Genomic DNA, 16,496 nt, shown 5'->3' with positions numbered 1-16,496 from the left:
GATGGGTTAGGATAGTTGGATTTGAACCAACGCATAGATGCCGGGATCAAAAAAGCTTGTTATAAAGCTGGGTTAATTTGCTGATGGGTTAGGATAGTTGGATTTGAACCAACGCATAGATGCCGGGATCAAAAAAGCTTGTTATAAAGCTGGGTTAATTTGCTGATGGGTTAGGATAGCTGGATTTGAACCAACGTATAGATGCCGTGATCAAAAAAGCTTATTATAAAGCTGGGTTAATTTGCTGATGGGTTAGGATAGCTGGATTTGAACCAACGTATAGATGCCGTGATCAAAAAAGCCTGCTGTAAAAGCAGGCTTAATTGGTGTTTGGCTGGGGTAGCTGGACTTGAACCAACGAATGGCGGGATCAAAACCCGCTGCCTTACCACTTGGCTATACCCCAATAAAACAGGTGTACTATAAATAAACAGCCGTTTATTTATATAATAAATTGTCAATTAAACAATTTACTAAAAAATAATGGCTGGGGTAGCTGGACTTGAACCAACGAATGGCGGGATCAAAACCCGCTGCCTTACCACTTGGCTATACCCCAACAATGGTGCGGAAGGAGAGACTCGAACTCTCACGCCGTGAAGCACTGGAACCTAAATCCAGCGTGTCTACCAATTCCACCACTCCCGCATACATAACTTTGTTCGTTAAAACAAAGTGGTGGCTACACCGGGATTTGAACCTGGGACCCCATCATTATGAGTGATGTGCTCTAACCAGCTGAGCTATGTAGCCATTTGTTTTACTCCGTTACCGAAGTGGCGCGTATTATGCTGATCTAGTATTTAGTCGTCAACAGTTTTTTTAATTAAAAAAACTGTTTGCTCAGTATCTAAACATCTTGCTGGTCATTTAAGCAAAAAATGGCGATTTAATCGATTTATACGCTTTATTTTTTATAAAAACTTATTTCACATCCAAGACTTTTTACTTGATTCAACCTTAAATAGACACTCATTTATTAATCTATAGGCGAATGATTCTTCTATTAAAGGAATTTTTAATGCACCAGAAGCCAAAACAAACTTGATTGAAGCTAATTTTCTTTTTTTCATCAATAGACTTTGCATAAATTGTGTTTGTTGGATTTTAAATAATGGGAAACAGAAATAATCGACACCTAATAAACCTTTACGAATATAAACATAGTTTTCATCTGTCGCTATGCCCCAGCGTTTCCAACGTAAAAAAACTAAACCACACACCATCAGAAAGACGATTGTAATAATGGCAGCCAGTGGCCAATTATTATTAACTAAAACAAATACACAGACTAATAGCCAAATGGGCAAACAAATAAAAGCTATATTTCTAAATATAAAACGTCGACTAATTGGACAAAATTTTTGCTGTTTTATAAGTGCGGCTAGATTGTTTGCAGGATAAACATCATCAATTAACTCTTGGCACTCATTGGGTTTAATAGAGGGCACTATAATTTTGTTGTTTGTGGCTGAATTTACATTATTTGTTTGAATAGAGTTATTTTGTTCAAAGGTTAAATTAATTCGTTTCAACAGGACATCTAACCAGTCTTGCTTTTGTACAATCATTTGTAAACGGCTCAAACGCATACTGACTTCGTGTTTAGTCAGTAGGCCGCTGCGTCTAATATATCGGTCGTCTATTTTATTTAAGGTGTAGCCGTAAAAACTGATAATTGAGCCTATAACGGAAAGGCTGACCAGAAGTAACATAATTAATATAGTAATACTCAACGCATAAAGCGTCACTTCTATTATAGAGTGGGTTTGCAAGTTAAAAAGTGTGCTTAAATCAATGCCTATATTCTCTAAGCTCTCACTTACAGAGCGTATGATCTTATCGTAAAAAGGAGCTAAGGCGCCTAAAAAGATCCAAATTCGATTGCTGGTGATGCCATGAATAATTAGATCTGACAAACTTCTACTATTTATACATATTTCGGCTGTTGATTGAGAGTTGGCTTTCCCCTCCACCTTATCGGATAAATTTACTGTTGGATCTACATTTTGTGCGTAATCTAGAATATGAGTTTTTAGTTGCTCAGCAAACGCGATATCAAGAGCAATAAGTTTGGCTTCATTTTTTGCTGAGCCAGCGGTATCTAATTGTAAACACACATGGCCCGTTAAACGAAAATAGACGGGTTGTTCAAGCTTGACATTTTGTACACGTTCGAAGGGCAGGTTGAGATGTTTCTTATTTATCACCCCAGAGCGTATTTCAATATTACTAGCCGATAATCTAAATCTATATACCTTGTAATTTAATATCGCGAATAACAACAATATCCCTAAAACGACAGCCACAGCAGGTAACCAAATTAAAGGGTTTTGCAAAATACTTTTATAATTAATGGCTAACACAGGGATCAGATAAAGTGCATTACTAAATATTTGTTTAACACTGCTGGCGGCGAAATATAGAATTGCGATAGGTGATAAACGTTGCCATTTATGTAATGAAATTTGTTCTTCGGCAACTGTATCTTTATTTGTTGAGTTATTGATTAACTCATTAGCTGGCGTTTTATTATCCATTTTTAGCGACGTCTTTGTGCTCTAAAATAAATTGACGTAGTTGTTGGGCTGTTGTCAAAGGTAAACCTGGTATTTCAAAGGTGTGCATTGCACCTCCTGCGCTAAATACCTGTAAACTGGCTAAATCTGTTTTGCGTTCTATGGGGCCACGTTTTAGTTCAATGTGTTGAATTCGAGTTATAGGCTGACTCACTGTTTTTCTAAAAAACAAACCACTTGAATAATGTAAATCTAATTCTCTTAATGCATAACGTTTGTGTAAATCAGCTTGGTAGTTGTAATAACCTAATAAAACGCCTAAAACCAATACCCCTAATGTAATATAGGGTAATGCTGTGAGCAAACCTTCAGGTAAATCAATATATGGTTGTATATACAAACAACAGCCAATAATTAAAATTGTGCATATTACGACAGCGTGAATAGCTAAGTTGATACGTACGTATTTGTCAGAAAGACATGTTTGCTCTAATACCTCTATTTGCGGGATAAGATCACAATTGATTGTTTGGTTGCTAAAATCTTCTTTTATCATTGTTATTTAGTCGTCTTGTTTTGTGCCAGCAGTTTAACGCAAATTTAACAAGCTACACATAATTCCGCTGAAATATGTAAAGAAATAACCATCAAGATGTGCCTGTTTTATGTGCAACTTATTTGGCCTTTAAAGACAGCCTAGTGTTTTCAAACTTACTTAACCTGAGTTCTGGATAAGCAGTATCGTCTAATTTTAATTTATCATTACAATTCAATAGCTTAATAACGTTTACCCAAATCACCTCACCTGAATGCTTACTCGGTAACGAAACTTTTGTGTATAGCAAGGCGGATTGTCGTACGTAATAACGTGTTATTGCTAGACTCTCATCCAACGCGGCTAGGCAGCCCAACGCAGCTAGGCACAAAAATAGCGTTATCGAGAGGTTCGGCTTATCCAGTATTCAGGTTACTTATTCCCACATAAGGTTATATATAACTATAGCTGTGCTGCATCAAATCAATAATTAAGGCACAATTAGCTTAATTGAAGTCTTCTTTTTAAAGTAAAAAATAATTATGAGTAATATTGCAATTTTTGGTGCCAACGGGCGCATGGGTCGAGTATTAATTGAAGCGATTGAACAAAGCCCTGAAAACAAATTAACGGCAGCCTCGGTAAGAGTAAGTTCTTCGTTATTAGGTGCCGATGTGGGGGAACTGGCTGGTATTGGTAAAATAGGCCTGACAGTGTGTAGTGATTTTTCAGAACATCTTACTAATATTGATGTGTTGATTGATTTTACCTTACCTGCCGCGCTAAAAGACAACTTGGCCTTATGTATCAGGCACAATAAACCTATTGTGATTGGCACCACCGGTTTAACAGCAGAACAAAAAGAATGGTTAAATGAGGCAGCCAAACTCATACCTGTCGTCTTTGCGGCTAACTATAGTGTGGGGGTGAACCTAATGCTTAACTTAGTTCGCCAAGCAGCTGCTGTTATGGCCGATACCGCCGATATAGAAATTTTAGAAGCTCACCATAGATTTAAAAAGGATGCGCCTTCAGGAACCGCGGTAGCCATAGGCGAAGCGATAGCTACCGAGATTGGACGTGATTTATCTACTTGTGCTGTTTATGGTCGCGAAGGCGATACCGGTGAAAGAGACCATAATACTATTGGTTTTGCCACAGTTAGGGCAGGAGATGTAGTCGGGGAACATACTGCATTATTCGCTGATATTGGCGAACGGTTAGAAATTACCCATAAGGCATCGAGTCGATTAACCTTTGCAAAAGGTGCGGTTAAGGCTGCTAACTGGTTAATAGGTAAACCTGCAGGCTTATACGACATGGAGGATGTGTTAGGTTTTAAATAGCTGTTTTTGGCGCTTATGACTAAAAATACGTGTTAAGCGCTTATTTATGCATTTTTTGTAATTGGGGTTGGACGTGTTCCACCCTTATATGTATAATATTGCGAATTTGCCAAATTTCAGTGGGGTAGTCCTTATTTCACTATTTTTCATAAGCAAATTGACTAAAATTTTTATGTGAATCAATGTGTTGCATAAAATTTCTTTAGAGTGGTGTTTTTATAATTAAGCATGGCTCTTTAGGTTAAACTTTTTAATTTAACTAACCTGGAGGTTGATTTGGCTAATACTGCCCTTTTAGTACTTGAAGATGGCTCTATCTTTAGAGGTACTGCGATTGGTGCTTCTGGTAAATCTGTTGGTGAAGTAGTGTTTAATACTTCAATGACAGGCTATCAAGAAATCTTGACTGACCCATCTTATGCACAGCAAATCGTTACGCTAACTTATCCTCACATTGGCAACACCGGTGTTAACCAAGAAGATTGTGAATCAAACAAAATATGGGCTAAAGGATTAGTTATTCGAGATTTACCTTTGATTGTGAGTAATTTCCGTAGTGAGAAAAATCTTTCTGAGTACTTGCAAGAAAATAACATCCTAGCCATTGCTAATATTGATACTCGTCGTTTAACCCGTATTTTACGAGATAAAGGCGCGCAGAATGGTTGTATTATTACTTGTAATACAGCCGACGAGATTGTCCAAAATGAAGCTGAAGCATTAAAGGCTGCCAAAGAGTTTGCCGGTCTTAAAGGTATGGACCTAGCGAAAGACGTCACTTGTGATGCAGCCTACGATTGGACTGGTGGAAGCTGGGAATTAGGTACTGGATACCGCTCTTCAGCAGATAATTCACCAGAAAATATGCCTTTTCATGTCGTTGCTTATGATTTTGGTGCGAAACACAATATTCTACGTATGTTAGTGGACCGTGGTTGTCGATTAACTGTTGTGCCTGCTAAAACCTCTGCTGCTGAAGTACTGGCATTAAAGCCTGATGGTGTGTTTTTATCCAATGGTCCTGGAGATCCTGAACCATGTGATTACGCTATCGCAGCGATTAAACAAATTTTAGAAACTGATATTCCTATTTTTGGCATTTGTCTTGGCCATCAACTATTGGCTCTGGCCAGTGGTGCCAACACTATAAAAATGAAGTTTGGTCATCATGGTGCTAATCATCCAGTGAAAGATATCAAAGGTAATCGTGTAATGATTACTAGTCAAAACCATGGTTTTGCGGTTGATGAAAGTTCTCTGCCTGCTAATTTAGAAGTGACTCATATTTCTTTGTTCGATAAATCGTTACAGGGAATTCATCGTACAGACAAGCCTGCATTTAGTTTTCAAGGTCACCCAGAAGCTAGCCCAGGGCCACATGATGCTGCGCCATTGTTCGATCACTTTATTGATTTGATGAAAGCGGCTAACTAATAGTTACCTTGTTAGATGACAGTAATAGATATTAAAAGAGTTTAGAGTAAACAATACTATGCCAAAACGTACCGACATAAAAAGCATCTTGATCCTAGGCGCAGGCCCAATTGTTATTGGTCAAGCCTGTGAATTCGATTATTCAGGCGCTCAAGCCTGTAAAGCACTTCGGGAAGAAGGCTACCGAGTTATTTTAGTTAACTCGAATCCTGCTACCATAATGACCGATCCAGAAATGGCAGATGCAACTTACATCGAGCCAATTCATTGGGAAGTGGTTAAAAAAATCATTGAAAAAGAACGACCTGATGCTGTACTTCCTACTATGGGCGGACAAACCGCTCTCAATTGCGCCTTAGATTTAGAAAAACATGGCGTATTAAAAGAGTTTGGCGTAGAAATGATTGGTGCCACAGCTGACGCAATCGATAAAGCGGAAGATCGTGAGCGTTTTGATAAAGCCATGAAATCTATTGGTTTAGAATGTCCTAATGCTGAAATCGCTCATACTATGGAAGAAGCATTTGACGTAAGTACTCGTATTGGTTTCCCTTGTATAATACGCCCTTCATTTACTATGGGTGGTTCAGGTGGCGGTATTGCGTACAACAAACAAGAATTTGAAGAAATCTGCCGTCGTGGTTTAGATTTATCTCCAACCAGTGAATTATTGATTGATGAATCTTTAATTGGTTGGAAAGAATATGAAATGGAAGTGGTCAGAGATAAGGCTGATAACTGTATAATTGTTTGTACCATTGAAAACTTTGACCCTATGGGTGTGCATACCGGTGATTCAATTACGGTTGCACCGGCCCAAACTCTTACCGATAAAGAATTCCAAATCATGCGTAATGCCGCGATTGCCGTATTACGTGAGATTGGTGTTGAGACAGGTGGTTCTAACGTACAATTTGGGGTAGACCCTAAAACTGGTCGTTTAGTGATTATCGAGATGAACCCAAGGGTGTCTCGTTCTTCAGCTTTGGCTTCTAAAGCGACAGGTTTCCCAATTGCAAAAGTTGCCGCAAAATTAGCTGTCGGTTATACCTTAGATGAGCTAGCAAATGATATTACTGGTGGCTTAACACCAGCATCATTTGAACCCACTATCGATTATGTTGTCACTAAGATCCCTCGTTTTAACTTTGAAAAATTTGCTGGTGCAAACGATCGTTTAACCACACAAATGAAATCTGTTGGTGAAGTGATGGCGATTGGCCGTAACCAACAAGAGTCACTACAAAAAGCTTTACGTGGACTTGAAGTGGGTGTGAATGGCCTTGATTCAATTATTGATATCAATGATCCAGAAGCTAAAAATATTATTGTCCGTGAATTGCGTGAACCAGGTGCAGAGCGTATTTGGTATATAGCCGATGCTATGCGAATGGGAATGTCAGTGGATGAAATTTTCACTTTAACCAACATAGACCGTTGGTATTTAGTGCAAATTGAAGAATTAATTCAACTTGAAACGCAAATTGCGGAAGCGGGTTTACAATCCATTGACCAAGACTTAATGACAACTCTTAAGCGCAAAGGTTTTGCTGATTCTCGCATTGCAGAATTAACCGGTGTGGATGAAGCTGATGTGCGTGAAATTCGCCGTGGTTTTGACATCCATCCTGTGTATAAGCGTGTCGATACTTGTGCTGCAGAATTCTCGTCTGATACAGCTTATATGTATTCAACTTATGATGAAGAATGTGAAGCTAATCCAAGTGACAGAGACAAAATCATGATCCTAGGCGGCGGACCAAACCGTATAGGCCAAGGTATTGAATTTGATTATTGTTGTGTGCATGCGGCTTTGGCTATGCGCGAAGATGGTTATGAAACCATTATGGTTAACTGTAACCCTGAGACGGTTTCTACTGATTATGATACTTCTGACCGATTATATTTTGAGTCTGTCACCTTAGAAGATGTGCTTGAAATTGTACGTATCGAAAAGCCTAAGGGTGTTATTGTGCAATATGGTGGGCAAACTCCACTTAAACTTGCTCGTGCTCTTGAAGCAGCTGGCGTACCTATTATCGGTACAACACCAGATGCCATTGATAAAGCTGAAGATCGTGAACGTTTCCAAAAAATGGTTAACAAGTTAAATCTTAAACAACCAGCGAATGCCACTGTTAGCAATATGGAAGAAGCCCTTGAAGCAGCCGGTGGAATTGGTTTCCCTCTCGTTGTTCGCCCTTCTTATGTATTAGGTGGCCGAGCGATGGAAATTGTTTATGACCTGAAAGATCTTAAACGTTACCTTACAAATGCGGTTAAAGTGTCGAATGACTCTCCTGTATTACTAGACAGATTCTTAGATGACGCGATTGAAGTAGACGTGGATGCCATTTGTGACGGCGAAGAAGTGGTCATTGCTGGGATAATGGAGCACATTGAACAAGCAGGGGTGCATTCAGGTGACTCAGCATGCTCGTTACCCCCGTATTCATTAAGTAAAGACATTCAAGATGTGATGCGCGAACAAGTGAAAGCTATGGCGTTAGAATTGGGCGTAGTTGGTTTAATGAATACCCAGTTTGCGGTAAAAGACAATGAAGTTTATTTAATTGAAGTTAATCCACGTGCTGCTAGAACTGTACCTTTTGTTTCAAAAGCGACAGGTATGGCAGTGGCTAAGATTGGTGCTAGAGCTATGGCCGGTCAGTCTTTAGCTTCACAAGGGGTCACTAAAGAAATTATTCCACCTTTCTATTCAGTGAAAGAAGTAGTGTTACCTTTTGCTAAATTCCAGGGTGTTGATCCATTGCTTGGTCCTGAAATGCGTTCAACAGGTGAAGTGATGGGAGTGGGTGATTCTTTCGAAGAGGCTTACGCTAAAGCTAATTTAGGTGCTAGCCAACCTATCCCTGTCGGGGGAAAGGCATTGTTGTCTGTTCGTTTAAATGACAAAAATCGTGTGATCGAATTAGGTCAAGCTATGGTCGCTAAAGGTTTCTCCTTAGAAGCGACAAGTGGTACGGCAATTGTGTTAAACGATGCAGGTGTACCTTGTAGTATCGTCAATAAATTAAGTGAAGGACGTCCGAATATTGTTGATGCCATTAAAAATGGTGAATACAACTATATAGTCAACACCACTGAGGGTCGTCAAGCCATTGATGATTCTGTTTATATTCGTAAAGAAGCCTTGCTGAATAAAGTGGCTTATACCACTACTATGAATTCAGCATTTGCGACGGTAAATGCTAATGAAGCAGATGATAGAGCTCGCGTGACTTCAGTACAGGATTTACATAAGCGTATTCACTAATATTCATATTGTGGCTAAATTGATATTTGGATTTAGCTAGCAGTTGAAATAAATTATTTAGCACCTATCTAGTTATTAAGATAGGTGTTAAATAAGAAAAAATAAGAGAGTGTTGATAGATGACTCAATATCCAATGACAGCAAAGGGTGCAGAACTGCTACGTGCTGAACTGAATCATTTAAAATCAGTTAAAAGACCTGAAATTGTTAAGTCGATTGCTGAAGCTAGAGAACATGGCGATCTAAAAGAAAATGCTGAATATCATGCTGCTCGTGAACAACAGAGCTTTTGTGAAGGGCGTATTCAAGACATTGAAGGCAAATTGTCGAACATACAAATTATCGACGTAACAAAAATGACTAACAATGGAAAAGTTATTTTTGGTACTACAGTGACTATTTTAAATTTAGATACTGACCAAGAAACAACTTATCGGATAGTAGGTGAAGATGAAGCAGATATTAAAAATAACTTAATTTCTGTTGGTTCACCCATAGCTCGTGGTTTAATTGGTAAGTCTATCGATGACGTTGTGGTTATTCAAACACCTAAAGGTGCAATCGAATATGAAATTTGTGCAGTTGAGTATATTTAATCCTCACTCCATTAAATTAACACTGAGCGTACATTTATTTATTGGAGTTGGTATCACAACTAACAGCATGAAAAATTAAAAAGAGGCTTAAGCCTCTTTTTTATTGTCTTTAATTTATTTTTTTCGGCGCAGCATAGCTAAACAAAACAGTGTGAAACTCACTATCCAGGCTGGCCAATTAGCGAAATTTCTAAAAGGTGTATTACCCTGGACTAGTTGAATCGAGTCACTTAAGGCCGCGGCTTCAAATTGTGGTAAACGGCTTTGTATTTCACCCTTATGGTTGATAAAGGCAGTAATGCCATTATTGGTCGCTCGTAAAACAGGTAAAGCAAACTCTTTCGCTCGCACTTGAGCTATTTCTAAATGTTGAGCTGGCCCATGTGACGCGCCAAACCAGGCGTCGTTACTTACGGTAATAATAAAATCAGTATTGAAATATAAGTTCGATGATATTTGCTCTGGAAAGGCTATTTCAAAACAAATTGCTGGTGCAAAGTTAAACCCGTTCGCTTTAATATTACTTTGTTGATAATCGCCACGACTGAATGATGACATTGGTAAATCAAAAATAGGGGCTACAGTTCTAAGCCAGTTTTCAAATGGTATAAACTCACCAATGGGTAATAAATGATGTTTAGCAAATCTATTACTGTGATTATAAAAATACTGGCCCTTAGTTTCAGTCGACTTTTCAGAGTTAGCTTCTTTTAAACCTAAACCAATTAAGTAGTTGTATGCCTCTCGGGTTTTAAAATTGTAGTCCACTATTCCTGTTATTAAGCCAGTTTGAGTTTCAGCCGCCACAATATCCAGTGCTAATAAATACTTCTTAGCTACCGTCTCTAATTGGGGTACGGCTGCTTCAGGCCAAATGACCACGTCATTTTTTAACCATAGAGCATCCGTCATATTCCGATATTTGTCCATAGTCGGCTGATCATGCTCCGGGGCCCATCGCAATTCTTGTTGAATGTTACCTTGCACCATAGCAATTTGGGCTTCTTTACCTGATGGGATTGCCCATTGATATTGATTTAGACTATATCCGCTAACAAATATCACTAAGGTTAAGGCTAAGCTATGTAGCCATTTTTTATCTCTTATAGTTAATGCCCAAGCGCTTGAAATAAGAATAATTAAGCCTGTAGTACCAAATTCACCTATTACGGGTAGCCAGCCACTTAGAGGGCTGGATATTTGTGAGTAACCTAAAGATAACCATGGAAAACCAGTAAATAATACACTTCTTAACCATTCAACTACTAACCAAATAAAGGGAAAGGCTAAAGGCCAATAATTTTGCTTAAAATAACGATGCAAAACAAAACAGGCTAATGCAGGGTAGAGGGCTAAATAAGCACTAAGTAATAACATTAAACCAAGTGAGGCAATTAACGGGATACCACCAAAATCAGCAATACTTACATGCACCCAACTAATACCAGCTCCAAACCAACCTAAACCAAAGCAAAATCCGAGTTTAAAAGCGTGTTTCTTTTCGGTATTTGCTAATAGATAGATAAAAAATGGTAAGCAGAGAAATAATACAAACCAAAATGAAAAGGGGGCATAAGCAAAGGTGAGTAAAGCACCTGAAATACAAGCCAATAAACACTTTAAATTAGTGGGCAAGGTTTTCATTTCTCGATGATTACTCAATAGTTGCAGATTGGAGGGGACTGGTTAGTCATCGATATCAGGTAAGGTAATTTTAAGTTGTACTAATCGCCTTTTATCTGAATTAGTAACTTTGAAGTTAATACCTTCAATGTCTACTTCTTCATCTCGCTGAGGCATGTGGCCAAAAGCTTTAAGCACGATCCCACCTATAGTATCAGCTTCATCTACATCAAAAGTAGTTTCAAAAAACTTATTAAAATCTTCTAATGTAGTAAGAGCTTTAACTGAATAGGTATGTTTATTTAGAGGTCTGATGCCGTCATTTTCATCGTCTTCCACATCATGCTCGTCTTCGATTTCGCCAACGATTAATTCTAATATGTCCTCGATCGTGACAAGGCCTGATACTCCGCCATATTCATCCACGACAATAGCCATGTGATAACGTTTTTGCCGAAACTCTTTTAATAATACGTCTACTCGTTTACTTTCTGGAACTATCACAGCTGGGCGCAGAATATTTTTTAGTTCGAATTCATTACCTGGAAGAAAAGCATACTCAAGTAAGTCTTTTGCCAGTAAAATCCCTTCTATATGATCTTTGTCTTCATTGATCACAGGAAAACGGGAGTGAGCGGATTCAAGAATAGTGGGTAGAAATTCTTCTACAGTTTGGTCTATTTCTATGGTTCTCATTTGTGCTCTAGGGATCATTATATCCCTTACACGCATTTCGCTGACTTCCATCACACCTTCCATCATTTCACGTGTTTCAGTGTTAATGACTTCTCTTTCTTGTGCATCTGCGATGACGTCAACTAATTCTTCTTTACTTGTCGGTTCTCCCGTAAAAGATTGGACTATTTTTCCAATCCAACTTTTATTGGCAGAACCGCTTGTAGACGGGGGATTATCTTCGCTCATGGTCTCGTATTTTTCGGTTAAGTTAACTAAAAATTAATTTTAGTTGATTCGAATGTGCATCATTAATGATTTTGATAGGGATCGTCAATGGCTAATTTCTGTAAAATGCTAATTTCTAATGTTTCCATTGCATCAGCTTCGTCATCTTCTATGTGATCATATCCCAATAAATGCAAGGTTCCATGCACTATCATATGGGCCCAATGATCTAAGTTCTGTTTGCCTTGTTTTTCAGCTTCTTGGGCGACAACTTGGGTGCAAATGATCAAATCACCTAATAAATTGATGACTTGTTGATCTGCTGCATTGTCTTTTAAAGCCATTCCCTCGGCTACAAAAAGCTCTGGTATTTCGAAAGGAAAGGACAAAACATTGGTTGTTTTGTCCTTTCCTCGATATTGATGGTTAAGTTGACGTATTTCATCTTCATCTACAATACGTATGGTGATTTCTTTGTTTTGTAGATTTAATTGAGATAAGACAGTGTTTGTCCATAACTGAAAATTTTCTTCACTAGGAATATTATTATCTTCAGTGGCCAGTTGTATATCGAGTAAAGCTGTCATAATCGATAAATTCTAATTTGTTTGGGTTTGATTAGTTAAAGCTTCTTGCTGTGCTTTTTTCTCAAGCCTTTCGATTTCACGTTGTTTTTCATGGGCTTCATAAGCCATAACAATTCGTGCCACAACAGGGTGTCTTACTACGTCTTCAGCGCTGAAAAAATTAAATGAAATGTCTTCCACACCATTTAATACATCAATGGCATGTCTTAAGCCAGAGCGCACACCTCTAGGCAAATCTACTTGGGTAATATCGCCAGTTATGACAGCTTGCGAATTAAAACCAATACGAGTGAGGAACATTTTCATTTGTTCCACTGTAGTATTTTGGCTTTCATCAAGAATGATAAACGCATCATTTAATGTACGGCCACGCATGTAAGCTAATGGTGCAACTTCAATAACGTTTCGCTCGATCAGTTTTTCAACTTTTTCAAAACCTAACATTTCAAATAAAGCGTCGTAAAGTGGGCGCAGGTAAGGATCCACTTTTTGCGATAAATCGCCAGGTAAAAACCCCAACTTTTCACCTGCTTCGACAGCAGGACGAGTTAACAAAATACGTCTGACATCTTGACGCTCTAATGCCTCAACTGCACAAGCCACGGCCAAATAAGTTTTACCGGTTCCTGCAGGACCTACACCAAAACTAATATCATGGGTAAATACATTACTGACATAATCATTTTGATTAGGATTGCGAGGTTTAATCACACCGCGTTTGGTTTTGATCTGTAGTTCTTTGCCATAGGATTTGCTTTGTGGCTGTTCCAAACTTTTAGATTCTTGAATGGCTAAATGTACTTTTTCTGAATCTAAATCGGGTAATTGACCACGTATAGGTTGAGTTTCAACATATAGAAGTTTTAACAGTTCAGTTGCACTGGTAACTTGTAGAGATGGACCAACAATCTTAAATTCATTATTTCTATAAGTAATTTCAACCCCTAATCGACGTTCAATTTGTTTAACATTGTCATCTAAGGGGCCACATAAACAGGCTAAACGTTTGTGATCTGATGGTTCTAATACTAATTCGTTACTAACAAGTTTACTCAATGAAATTTCTCTTTTGGTAATTAGCTAAATTTATAGGTCTATAATTGTGCTGGCGAAAAGGTGGCTACACCCAAATCATCTGTTGTTGCATTATTTTTTGCTAAAATAGCTTCTGGAGATAAGTCATTCCGTAGGGCCATTTCAGCTTCTGTTCTGACAACATTACCCCGTAATGAATTAGCAAAGACTTCGGTGATTTTGATATCAACAAAGTGACCAATCATATCTGGTGTGCCTTCAAAATTGACCACACGGTTATTTTCAGTACGACCTGATAATTCCATAGGGTTTTTCTTGGATGGGCCTTCAACCAAAATACGTTGTTCAGTGTCTAACATGTTACGAGCAATACGTAATGCTTGTTGGTTAATGCGCTGTTGTAACAAACTTAAACGTAATTTTTTGGTATCTTCAGTGACATCGTCTGGTAAATCAGCTGCAGGTGTACCGGGACGTGCGCTGTAAATAAAGCTAAAACTAAGATCAAAATCCATCGCTTGAATTAAGTCCATTGTGGCTTCAAAGTCGTCATCTGTCTCACCAGGGAAACCAATGATAAAATCTGAAGACATACTTAAATTCGGACGAATTTTTCTTAATTTGCGGATCTTAGATTTATACTCAATAGCCGTATGGCCGCGCTTCATCATATTAAGAATTCGGTCAGCACCAGATTGTACAGGTAGATGTAAGTGATCGACTAATTCAGGAATAGTGGCATAAGCATCGATAATATCATCAGTAAATTCTACTGGATGAGACGTTGTATAACGAATTCGGTCAATACCATTAATAGAGGCGACTAATTCCAACAACTCGGCAAAAGTACACACTGTGCCATCAAAATTATTGCCTCTAAATGCGTTAACGTTTTGCCCTAACAGATTCACTTCACGAACACCTTGTTCGGCAAGTTGGGCTATTTCTAGTAACACATCATCCACTGGGCGACTGACTTCTTCTCCACGGGTATATGGCACCACACAGAAAGTACAATATTTTGAACAGCCTTCCATAATAGAAACAAAGGCCGTAGGTCCATCAGCTTTAGGTTCGGGTAAACGGTCAAACTTTTCAATCTCAGGAAAGCTGATATCAATAACTGATTTACTGCCGCCTTTGATTTGATTAATCATTTCGGGTAAACGATGCAATGTTTGTGGACCAAATACCATATCGACAAAAGGCGCGCGTTTACGAATAGTGTCACCTTCTTGTGAAGCGACACATCCACCTACACCAATAATCAAGCCTGGTTTGTCTTTTTTAAGATTTTTCCAACGACCTAATTGATGGAATACTTTTTCTTGGGCTTTTTCACGAATTGAACAAGTGTTTAGCAAGATAACATCCGCTTCTTCAGCTGTTTCTGTAGCCTCATAACCGTGAGTAGAGTCTAATAGGTTTGCCATTTTTTCCGAGTCATACTCGTTCATTTGGCAACCCCAAGTTTTAATAAATAGCTTTTTTGTCATGCGGATTTTACTAACCTTTTTCAATCATTTCAGCATCTGTATAAATAACATTTTATACAGCAAAATCGAACCGCGCATTTTACGGGTTATTTAGTGTAATCGCTACTTTTATGCCTGAAAATATGCAGATTTGTTACTATTTATATTAGTCAAATTGTAACAGTTTAAGTTGTTGGTCCACTTTTCAGATATGCACCAAGGGATGGGCTTGATATGCTTCACTTAATTAACAACCCAAAGTAGAAAAACAAACTTATGCAAAATTTACAAAATATCGCTATTCAGGAAATTGAAGTAGCAAATGACAAGCCATTTGTATTATTTGGTGGCATGAACGTTCTAGAGTCTCGTGATATGGCCATGGCTATTGCTGAACATTATAAAGAAGTCACCACAAAATTAGGTATTCCTTATGTGTTTAAAGCTTCATTTGATAAAGCTAATCGTTCATCGGTTAATTCTTATCGTGGCCCTGGTATGGAAGAAGGCCTGAAAATTTTTCAAGAGATCAAACAAACATTTGATGTGCCAGTGATAACAGATGTACATGAAACCCATCAAGCAGCGCCAGTTGCAGAAGTAGCGGATGTGATCCAACTTCCTGCATTTTTGGCTCGTCAAACGGATTTAGTGGTGGCTATGGCAAAAACCAACGCCATTATAAATGTTAAAAAACCACAGTTTTTGGCGGCTCACGAAATGCGCCACATTATTACTAAGTTTGGTGAGGCGGGGAACGATAAAATAATTTTATGTGAACGTGGCTCATGTTATGGCTATAACAATTTAGTAGTAGATATGTTGGCTATGGATGAAATGAAAGCTTATGCACCTGTTATTTTTGATGCCACCCATGCTTTACAAAAACCAGGTGGTAGAACTGACTCTGCGGATGGTAGACGTGCTCAAGCGGCTCAGTTAGCTAGAAGTGGTATGGCTTTAGGGTTAGCTGGTTTATTTATTGAAGCGCATCCAAATCCTAATGAAGCAAAATGTGACGGACCTTGTGCCTTAGCATTAGATAAACTAGAACCGTACTTACAACAAATGAAAGCGTTAGATGAGTTAGTTAAAGGTTTCGAACCTTTAGATACTAGTGCTCAATAACAGTAAATAAAAAATGTTTAAAAGTATGAACCTAGGGA

Annotated in this window: 12 protein-coding genes and 4 tRNA genes; 5 read left to right on the top strand and 11 right to left on the bottom strand. The window is 38.4% G+C overall.

The window, feature by feature from the left end:
- Window positions 1-331 precede the first annotated feature (331 nt).
- The 6 genes from GQR87_RS13085 to GQR87_RS13060 all read right to left on the bottom strand — a co-directional run bounded on the left by GQR87_RS13085 (window position 332) and on the right by GQR87_RS13060 (window position 3,075).
- Window positions 332-406 (bottom strand) — tRNA-Gln (locus tag GQR87_RS13085).
- A 78-nt stretch (window positions 407-484) separates the two neighbouring features.
- Window positions 485-559, bottom strand: a tRNA-Gln gene (locus GQR87_RS13080).
- Window positions 560-563: 4 nt separating this feature from the next.
- A tRNA-Leu gene (locus tag GQR87_RS13075) sits at window positions 564-648 on the bottom strand.
- Window positions 649-676: 28 nt separating this feature from the next.
- Window positions 677-753: transfer RNA gene (locus GQR87_RS13070), tRNA-Met, on the bottom strand.
- 176 nt (window positions 754-929) lie between these two features.
- Window positions 930-2,540 (bottom strand): PH domain-containing protein, encoded by a 1,611-nt coding sequence (locus GQR87_RS13065; RefSeq protein WP_158970008.1) that lies wholly within the window; start codon window positions 2,538-2,540, stop codon window positions 930-932.
- Window positions 2,533-3,075, bottom strand: a complete 543-nt coding sequence (locus GQR87_RS13060) for a PH domain-containing protein (RefSeq protein ID WP_158970000.1) — start codon at window positions 3,073-3,075, stop codon at window positions 2,533-2,535. The genes GQR87_RS13065 and GQR87_RS13060 overlap by 8 nt, the downstream gene beginning before the upstream one ends.
- Before the next feature lie 521 nt (window positions 3,076-3,596).
- On the opposite strand from GQR87_RS13060, the gene dapB reads away from it, so the two are divergent.
- The 4 genes from dapB (at window position 3,597) to greA (ending at window position 9,707) form a co-directional block, all read left to right on the top strand.
- Window positions 3,597-4,400 (top strand): 4-hydroxy-tetrahydrodipicolinate reductase, encoded by an 804-nt coding sequence (gene dapB / locus GQR87_RS13055; RefSeq protein ID WP_158969993.1) that lies wholly within the window; start codon window positions 3,597-3,599, stop codon window positions 4,398-4,400.
- Between the two features lie 276 nt (window positions 4,401-4,676).
- The gene (carA, locus tag GQR87_RS13050) at window positions 4,677-5,834 is read left to right on the top strand and encodes a glutamine-hydrolyzing carbamoyl-phosphate synthase small subunit (RefSeq protein ID WP_158969979.1); all 1,158 of its coding nucleotides are present in this window, start codon (window positions 4,677-4,679) and stop codon (window positions 5,832-5,834) included.
- A 58-nt stretch (window positions 5,835-5,892) separates the two neighbouring features.
- The gene (gene carB / locus GQR87_RS13045; RefSeq protein WP_158969977.1) at window positions 5,893-9,111 is read left to right on the top strand and encodes a carbamoyl-phosphate synthase large subunit; all 3,219 of its coding nucleotides are present in this window, start codon (window positions 5,893-5,895) and stop codon (window positions 9,109-9,111) included.
- Window positions 9,112-9,230: 119 nt separating this feature from the next.
- The gene (gene greA, locus GQR87_RS13040; protein WP_158969975.1) at window positions 9,231-9,707 is read left to right on the top strand and encodes a transcription elongation factor GreA; all 477 of its coding nucleotides are present in this window, start codon (window positions 9,231-9,233) and stop codon (window positions 9,705-9,707) included.
- 114 nt (window positions 9,708-9,821) lie between these two features.
- Here greA and lnt read toward each other — a convergent pair whose 3' ends face one another.
- From lnt to miaB, 5 genes are all read right to left on the bottom strand, one after another.
- Window positions 9,822-11,351 (bottom strand): apolipoprotein N-acyltransferase, encoded by a 1,530-nt coding sequence (gene lnt / locus GQR87_RS13035; protein WP_158969973.1) that lies wholly within the window; start codon window positions 11,349-11,351, stop codon window positions 9,822-9,824.
- A 42-nt stretch (window positions 11,352-11,393) separates the two neighbouring features.
- Window positions 11,394-12,254: a CNNM family magnesium/cobalt transport protein CorC gene (corC, locus tag GQR87_RS13030; RefSeq protein ID WP_158969971.1), complete on the bottom strand. Its 861-nt coding sequence runs from the start codon at window positions 12,252-12,254 to the stop codon at window positions 11,394-11,396.
- A gap of 62 nt (window positions 12,255-12,316) precedes the next feature.
- Window positions 12,317-12,820, bottom strand: coding sequence for an rRNA maturation RNase YbeY (gene ybeY, locus GQR87_RS13025; protein WP_158969969.1), 504 nt, complete (start codon window positions 12,818-12,820; stop codon window positions 12,317-12,319).
- A 12-nt stretch (window positions 12,821-12,832) separates the two neighbouring features.
- Complete coding sequence (locus tag GQR87_RS13020) at window positions 12,833-13,876, bottom strand: PhoH family protein (RefSeq protein WP_158969967.1); 1,044 nt, start codon at window positions 13,874-13,876, stop codon at window positions 12,833-12,835.
- Window positions 13,877-13,914: 38 nt separating this feature from the next.
- Complete coding sequence (gene miaB, locus GQR87_RS13015) at window positions 13,915-15,351, bottom strand: tRNA (N6-isopentenyl adenosine(37)-C2)-methylthiotransferase MiaB (RefSeq protein WP_158969965.1); 1,437 nt, start codon at window positions 15,349-15,351, stop codon at window positions 13,915-13,917.
- 255 nt (window positions 15,352-15,606) lie between these two features.
- On the opposite strand from miaB, the gene kdsA reads away from it, so the two are divergent.
- Window positions 15,607-16,458 carry a 3-deoxy-8-phosphooctulonate synthase gene (gene kdsA, locus GQR87_RS13010; RefSeq protein WP_158969963.1) on the top strand — a complete coding sequence of 284 codons (852 nt, stop codon included), beginning with the start codon at window positions 15,607-15,609 and terminating at the stop codon, window positions 16,456-16,458.
- The last annotated feature ends 38 nt before the right edge of the window (window positions 16,459-16,496 follow it).

Source organism: Paraglaciecola sp. L3A3, from assembly GCF_009796765.1.
Classification (GTDB): domain Bacteria; phylum Pseudomonadota; class Gammaproteobacteria; order Enterobacterales; family Alteromonadaceae; genus Paraglaciecola.
Note: the sequence above shows the minus strand (reverse complement) of the source record. Positions and strands in the feature narration are given on the sequence as shown.